The 6,039-nt window shown below is 38.7% G+C and carries 8 protein-coding genes; 6 read left to right on the top strand and 2 right to left on the bottom strand.

The annotated features are described in order from the left end of the window. The 5 genes from L6N96_04400 to L6N96_04380 all read left to right on the top strand — a co-directional run. The coding region (locus L6N96_04400) for a rhomboid family intramembrane serine protease (GenBank protein ID MCP8323400.1) at positions 1 to 299 on the top strand (299 nt) is incomplete at its 5' end. A 75-nt stretch (positions 300 to 374) separates the two neighbouring features. Further along, complete coding sequence (locus L6N96_04395) at positions 375 to 1,688, top strand: 3-isopropylmalate dehydratase large subunit (protein ID MCP8323399.1); 1,314 nt, start codon at positions 375 to 377, stop codon at positions 1,686 to 1,688. 4 nt (positions 1,689 to 1,692) lie between these two features. Further along, positions 1,693 to 2,190 carry a 3-isopropylmalate dehydratase small subunit gene (locus tag L6N96_04390; protein ID MCP8323398.1) on the top strand — a complete coding sequence of 166 codons (498 nt, stop codon included), beginning with the start codon at positions 1,693 to 1,695 and terminating at the stop codon, positions 2,188 to 2,190. Between the two features lie 9 nt (positions 2,191 to 2,199). Continuing rightward, complete coding sequence (locus L6N96_04385) at positions 2,200 to 2,478, top strand: acylphosphatase (protein MCP8323397.1); 279 nt, start codon at positions 2,200 to 2,202, stop codon at positions 2,476 to 2,478. 88 nt (positions 2,479 to 2,566) lie between these two features. Next, a complete protein-coding gene (locus tag L6N96_04380) occupies positions 2,567 to 3,592 on the top strand; it encodes an isocitrate/isopropylmalate dehydrogenase family protein (GenBank protein MCP8323396.1) in 1,026 nt (341 codons plus the stop codon). Positions 3,593 to 3,680: 88 nt separating this feature from the next. Here the strand turns inward: L6N96_04380 and mer are convergent, their stop codons facing one another. Beyond that, on the bottom strand, positions 3,681 to 4,679 hold the full coding sequence (gene mer / locus L6N96_04375; GenBank protein ID MCP8323395.1) for a 5,10-methylenetetrahydromethanopterin reductase: 999 nt from the start codon (positions 4,677 to 4,679) through the stop codon (positions 3,681 to 3,683). 18 nt (positions 4,680 to 4,697) lie between these two features. Then, on the bottom strand, positions 4,698 to 4,955 hold the full coding sequence (locus L6N96_04370) for a hypothetical protein (GenBank protein ID MCP8323394.1): 258 nt from the start codon (positions 4,953 to 4,955) through the stop codon (positions 4,698 to 4,700). 166 nt (positions 4,956 to 5,121) lie between these two features. Between L6N96_04370 and fhcD the strand changes: the two genes are divergently transcribed. Beyond that, positions 5,122 to 6,021: a formylmethanofuran--tetrahydromethanopterin N-formyltransferase gene (gene fhcD / locus L6N96_04365; protein MCP8323393.1), complete on the top strand. Its 900-nt coding sequence runs from the start codon at positions 5,122 to 5,124 to the stop codon at positions 6,019 to 6,021. The last annotated feature ends 18 nt before the right edge of the window (positions 6,022 to 6,039 follow it).

Below are 6,039 nucleotides of genomic sequence, written 5' to 3'. Positions count from 1 at the left end.
TGTTTAATGGATTTGACATCTTCATTCCAGCCATAGGTGCATCTGGAGCAGTTTCAGGTGTATTAGGCGCATATATTGTATTATTCCCAAGGGCAAGAGTTATCAGCGTAGCCCTACTGTTCTATTTTATAAGGATCATCAGAGTGCCAGCGATAATATTCATAGGTTTTTGGTTCATATTACAACCTCTATATGTTTTAATAGATGGAACTGGCGTTGCCTATTGGGCTCATATAGGTGGCTTTATAGCTGGCTTTATATCAGCCTTGATAGCTAAACTCATACTGAAGTTTCAATAAGTTTTGCTGTCTCTGAGAATTTATTGATCCTTTATAACGAAGAATTTATCAACCTCTCAAATTAGGGATTTTTTAATGCAATACGTGAGCACTGCTAACAAAGATTTCTTGGATGAGGTTATCGCCGATCGTAGCCTTACCTTTGCTGAGAAGGTTCTCTCTATAAAAAGATGTGATGAAATTGGTAAGATAGCTTCAACTGATGAAATAATAGTTGCAAAGGTCGATCTCGCCATGGCTCATGATGGAACTGCCCCTTTAGCCATAAAGGTTCTTAAGGAATTAGGAATAAAGAAGGTATGGGATAATGATAAAATCATACTACATATAGACCACACTTATCCCGCTTCTTCTGAACAGATTGCCGATTTCCATTCAATTATGAGAAAATTTGCCATAGAACAGAGATGTCGTATTCAGGAGGGGAATATCTGTCATCAATATATGCTAGAGCACTTTGTGGTACCAGGTATGCTGATAGTAGGCGCAGATTCTCACACAACTACTCAAGGTTCTTTGGGTACATTTGCCACAGGTGTAGGAAGTACAGAGATAGCTGCTATATTTGCAAGTGGTAAAATCTGGTTAAAAGTTCCCGAATCAATTAAAATCATATTTGATGGTAAATTACCAAGGGGAGTGTTTGCCAAAGATCTTATTCTTTACATAATGAGTAAGATTTCTTGTGAAGGAGCCAATTATAAGGCAATAGAATTTACTGGTAATATTGTAAAAGATTTTTCGATTAGCTCAAGGGCTACTTTATGCAATATGAGTGTAGAAGCAGGGGCTAAAGCAGGAATAGTAGAAATGGATGAAATAACAGAAAAGTACTTGATTTCTATGGGCAGGAAGGCTATGTTAAGAATTCATTCAGGTAAAGAAGCGGAATATGTCGAAATTATAAAGGAAAATGTTGAAAACATGGAGCCTTATGTAGCATTACCACATAATGTTGATAATGTTAAAGCTGTTGGAGATGTTGAGGGGCAACCTATAGATCAAGCGTTTTTAGGAAGTTGTACAAATGGTAGGTTTGAAGATCTTGAGATAGCTGCAAAGATACTCAATGGTAAAAAGGTCAAAGATGGTGTGAGGCTAATCATCACTCCAGCATCAAAGCTCGTCTACAAAACAGCTTTAAAGAGTGGGGTTATAGAAACTCTACTAAAAGCTGGTGCTACGATAACATCTTCAACTTGTGGAGCTTGTGTTGGAACTCATTGTGGCGTATTAGGATCTGGTGAAATTTGCATATCTTGTAGTAATAGAAACTTCATAGGAAGGATGGGTAGCCCTAAGTCAAAAGTTTATTTAGCCTCTCCGGCAACGGTTGCTGCATCGGCCATAAAAGGAGTGATCACTGATCCAAGAAAATACTTAGGGTGATGTTTTGGAAGGAAGAGCTTGGAAGTTTGGGGACAATATTAATACAGACATCATTATACCTTACAAATACAAAGCAAGAACCATAGACCCAAAATCATTAGCTAATCATTGTATGGAAGGTATTGATCCTAAATTCTCTAAGAAAGTTCGGAAGGGTGACTTCATTGTTGCAGGTAAAAATTTTGGTTGCGGGTCTAGTAGAGAGCAAGCTCCTGTTGCTATCAAAGCTTGTGGAATATCTGCAGTTATAGCAGAGAGTTTTGCTAGGATATTCTACAGGAATGCTATCAATATTGGATTGCCAGTGATTGCTCACAAGGACTTTCCAAAAATAATCAACGAGGGCGATACAATAGAAGTAGATTTGAAGAAGGGGGTTATCAAGAATTTAACAAAAAAGAAAATCATACGTGTAGAAAAACAACCTAAATTTTTAGAAAAGATGCTCCAAGCTGGCGGTCTTGTGGAGTATTATAAAAAGTTCAGAAAGTTTCCATGGTAAATGTTCGAAATGGATAATGTAAGGGCCCACGTCCATATTTCAGGTTTAGTACAAGGGGTTTTTTTTAGATCTAATACAAAAAGGATGGCGTTGAATCTTGGTCTGAAAGGTTGGGTTAGAAATCTTCAAGATGGTCGTGTTGAAGCTATTTTCGAGGGTAAAAGAGATAAAGTGACAGAAATGTTGCAGTGGTGTAAAGTGGGGCCACCTAACGCAAAAGTGATAGATTTGACTATACAATTTGAAAAATATAAAGGAAAATTCACAAAATTTGAGATACTCTACTGATAAAGAACAGACATAATTATAATATTTGTTATGAATTATCTCACATAAAGCTTAACTATTAGCTCTTTTGAGAGTTCGATGAATCAAGATGGGGAAGCAAGTTGCCCTAATTCGTGGTGATGGAACAGGTCCAGAATTAGTAGATGCAATGATAAAGGTGTTAAAGGCAAGTAAGGCTGATATAGATTTAGTACAATGCGATGCAGGTTTAGAATGGTGGGAGAAGCACGGTGGTAGTTCGTTTATACCGCCCGAGACCTGGGAAATACTTATGAAATCAGCAGCATGTTTCAAAGGTCCTACCACTACTATGCCCAAGCCAGAGACTCCAAAAAGCGTTGCAGTGAGTATAAGGCAGAAGTTTAACCTATTCGCAAATGTTAGACCGATAAAGACCTTCCCGAATATGACTGGTCCCCTCGGCGATGTTGATTTCATATGTGTCCGTGAAGCAACAGAAGGTCTCTACACAGGTATAGAATTTCGTTTAGATGACATAGCTATTGCTATAAGGAAGATTAGTAGAAGGGCGTCAGAACTTGTCTCAAGACATGCATTTAATTTGGCTAGAGAAAAAGGCTGGAAGAAGGTTGTGGTAATAACAAAGGGCAATATTTTAAAAGAAACAGATGGGCTATTCAGAGAAGCTGTTGGAGAAGTAGAAAAAAATTTTCCTGAGATTATAGTGGATGTTTACTTTATAGACAACTTTGCTCAGCAACTCGTCAAGAATCCTCAAAGGTTCAACCAGAATGTTATTTTGAGCACAAATTTGTTCATGGATATCATCTCTGAGGAAGCTTCTGGTTTAATAGGAAGTATAGGTTGCATTTATTCTGCTAATATCGGAGAGAATTATGCTATGTTTGAACCTGCCCATGGTAGTGCACCCAAGTATAAAGGGATGGATAAAGTAAATCCTACAGCTACTATACTTGCTGGAGCATGGATGTTGGATTATGTTGGGGAGAAAAAGGCTTCAAAGTCTATATTCGAGGCTACAAATGATGTGATAGCTGAAGGAAAAACGGTGACCTACGATCTAGGTGGAAGTGCCAAGCTATCTGAGATGGCTGAGGCTATAGCGAAGAAGACTGAAAAAAAACTCAGATAACCATTATTTTTGTAGAACAAAAGATTTGTTTGAATTAACAAATCTTTTGTTTTAGCGTATATATCTGCTGTTTTTATGGCTTTGAATTTTATGATTTTTTGAAATGGGGCATTATCTCCTTACTGATCAGATTGATGGAATCATGAACCTTTGGACCTATGGGAGAACCCGTTATGAAAAGAGTTACACCGATCTTTGATAGTTGATCTATTTTCTCAATACATGTATCTGGAGTCCCACATATAGAAAAGGCCTCAAACATTTCAGGCGTGACATTGGCAAATACTTCGCCCCAATTACCCTTTCCAATAGCATCCCGTATCTTATCTGCAGATTCAATCGATATGTTATGTCTTTGTAAGACCGACTCAGGACTGCCTGCAACTATGAAGGCCACTACTGGTGTAGCTGCTTTCAAAGCCTTTTTGGGATCATTTGATGCAGAGAATGCCGTAGCAGCTACAACATCAATATCTTCTATCTTTTTGCCTGCCTTTTCAACTCCCTTTTTGATATCCACCATAGCATTCTCAAAGTCTTTCGAATTTGATGCATTTATTAGAACGCCATCCCCAATCTCGGCTGCCAATGACAACATCTTAGGTCCTTGAGCACCGATAAAAATAGGGATAGGGTCGGCTATCTTAAAGTTCAGCCTTGCTCCTGCAACATTGAATACTTTACCTTCCAATTTAACGGTCTTTCCTAAAGTAATTTCTCGAAATAGTTGAACGGTCTCCCTTACAGCAGATAGGGGCTTTGCCCTCTCAATATTCAGCAGATCCAATGTTGTCTTGTCCCCTGTACCAAGTCCACAAACCGCGCGCCCTGGTGCCATCTCGCCTAGCGAGGCAACCGATTGAGCAGTCATTATTGGATGAATCAGATAAGGGCTAGTAACTCCAGGCCCGAACTTAACTCTATTTGTATAGATAGCGATATTGGTAAGCAGAACGTAAACATTCCGGTTGTTGAAGTGATCCGTTATCCAAACATAGTCATAACCCGCTTTTTCTGCATGTATCGCGTGGTAGACCACTTTCCAATACGCGTCTGTTGGGACAAATTCAATCGCAAATTTAGGCATAAATCAAGCACCTCACAATCAAATTTTTATCTCTAATTCCTGGAGCAGATTTGTTGTATTTTCCTCTTCTAAACGCATAGATGCTTCAAGAAGTGTTTTTATACCCACAGGTAATGTGAGTTGATCGTTTTGTAACGAGTATAGGATTATCTTAGCTAGTCTCTCAGGCATTTTGTCTGCATTCTTGGAACCCAAGAGAATCTTGACCATTCCTTCTGAAAATTGTTCATAAGAATCTTGAGGGATTTTTTTCATCATATCATTTATATCTTCCAAAATCTTCTCAACCTAACGCATTTTTTACTATTTATAAATTTTTTCTACTAAAGTTGTTAGAAGATTGCAATATAAAATGGCTAGCCATGTACCCTCAATAGATCCATATTTGATTAGCAAAACATTATAAATCCCTATAATAGCTATCCAAAGGCGAGGTTTGATCATGTCGTCTAATGTAGAAATCGAAGATACTTTTGCTGAAGCATTCCCTATGATTGCTTGTAGACTTTTAATAACTGCTGAAAATGAGGAGTGGGCTCTGATTTCTGCTAAAACTGCTACAGGCTTTGCTTCATCAATTATCGCATCACCTGCAGAAGCTGGTGTTGAAGGCACATTAGTGCCCCCAGAAAAGACCCCCGACGGTAGGCCTGGAGCAATGATTCAGATTTATCATAGGACTTTACATGAATTGAAGTTCCAACTTCTAAGCCGTATAGGTCAATGTATACTGACTTGCCCAACTACAGCCGCATTTAATGGTATACAAGATGCCAAAAAATACACCAGATTGGGCAAATCTCTTAGTCTGTTTGGTGATGGTTACCAAAAGAGAGAGAATATGTGGGGTAGAAAGGTCTGGAGGATTCCCGTAATGGAAGGAGAATTTTTCATAGAAGATAGATTCGGACTCAAGAAGGCAGTAGCTGGTGGCAACTTGCTCATTATGGCTGAAAACCAAAAGGCCGCCCTTCAAGCAACAGTAGATGCGGTAGATGCTATGGGTAAAGTCGAGGGAGTAGTCTTTACTTTCCCAGGAGGCATCTGTCGATCAGGATCTAAAGTAGGCTCTACGAAGTATAAGTTGCCGGCTTCCACCAATCATCCTTTCTGTCCTGCTATCAAGGATATAGTGCCTGAATCTCAGGTCCCTGATAATGTAAATAGTGTATACGAGTTGGTCTTTAACGGATTGACTGAAGATCTTGTCAAAAAAGCCACCTCAGAATGCATAAAAGCAGCAATAAAGGTACCGGGAGTAGTAAAGATATCAGCTGTCAACTTTGGTGGAAAACTTGGCCCATTCCAGATTAAATTAAAAGAATCTCTAGAAATGACATAAACCATAGATCAATCACTT

This window comes from Candidatus Methylarchaceae archaeon HK02M2 (genome assembly GCA_024256165.1).
GTDB lineage: Archaea > Thermoproteota > Nitrososphaeria > Nitrososphaerales > JACAEJ01 > HK02M2.
Note: the sequence above shows the minus strand (reverse complement) of the source record. Positions and strands in the feature narration are given on the sequence as shown.